The organism is Candidatus Tokpelaia sp. (genome assembly GCF_008636115.1).
Taxonomy (GTDB): domain Bacteria; phylum Pseudomonadota; class Alphaproteobacteria; order Rhizobiales; family Rhizobiaceae; genus QLZD01.
The window spans coordinates 1-736 of sequence record NZ_QLZD01000017.1 but is presented as its reverse complement, the minus strand read 5'-3'; the positions used below and the strand labels follow the sequence as shown (position 1 = coordinate 736).

Annotated in this window: 2 protein-coding genes; both read left to right on the top strand. The window is 49.6% G+C overall.

The features are described 5' to 3' along the window. Positions 1-82 precede the first annotated feature (82 nt). Positions 83-424: a hypothetical protein gene (locus tag DPQ22_RS01995; RefSeq protein WP_150212916.1), complete on the top strand. Its 342-nt coding sequence runs from the start codon at positions 83-85 to the stop codon at positions 422-424. Then, a partial coding sequence (locus DPQ22_RS09035; RefSeq protein ID WP_210244009.1) for a hypothetical protein occupies positions 424-736 on the top strand: 313 nt, incomplete at its 3' end. The genes DPQ22_RS01995 and DPQ22_RS09035, both read left to right, overlap by 1 nt.

Here is a 736-nt window from a genome sequence, read left to right as displayed (position 1 = left end):
ACATATGCTGCTCACCTCTCACGCCCGGCAGATTTTAGAAAAATATGAGGCCATGGCAGGGGCCACAAAGTAAGGAGACCGTATGAACGGGGATTCTCATAATTTTTTGGGGCCGGTAAGCGGCGTTATAACCATAGCGATTGGCGTTATTGGGGGCTTGTTCGGCGCTTATTTTTCCAAGCGCGACAGCAAAATTGAATATATTCTTTCCGCCATTTTTGGCGGGATTATTACATTCTGCCTCAACCCGATGCTGATTTTGATGATAAGCCGCAAAACAGGCATTGCCGAGGACGACCTTTTAAACACGGCCAGCGGGACGGGTTTTATCATCGGCCTGTTCTCCTTCACGATTGCCAGCCGCCTATATGATTGGGCAGTTGGGGTGATTGAGCGCCGCATAAAGGACAGGGTAGGTGAATAATGGAATGGAGTGATTGCGCTCAATGCGGCAGACAGATTTACGATAAATACGCCCGCTACTGCGATACATGCGCTAGCGCGCTCAACCGGGAAGCTCTTGATAAAAAGAGGGGGCGCTCTTTCGCGGAGCTGACCAGCGCGGAGCAGGAGGCTTTATTGGAAATATCCAAAGAGAGCGGAGACGCCGCGCTCAAGGCGTTCTGGAGAGAATACGGCAAAAATAAGGAGAATGAGATGACAACTTGTAAAACTATTGAAAGCGCCCCCAAGCCCGATATTTTGAAAAATCTGGAAAATGCGCATAAGGCCGCAA

Excerpts from the sequence above, each read along its gene's own strand:
- DPQ22_RS01995 (WP_150212916.1), top strand. The coding sequence starts at position 83 with ATGAACGGGGATTCTCATAATTTTTTGGGGCCGGTAAGCGGCGTTATA.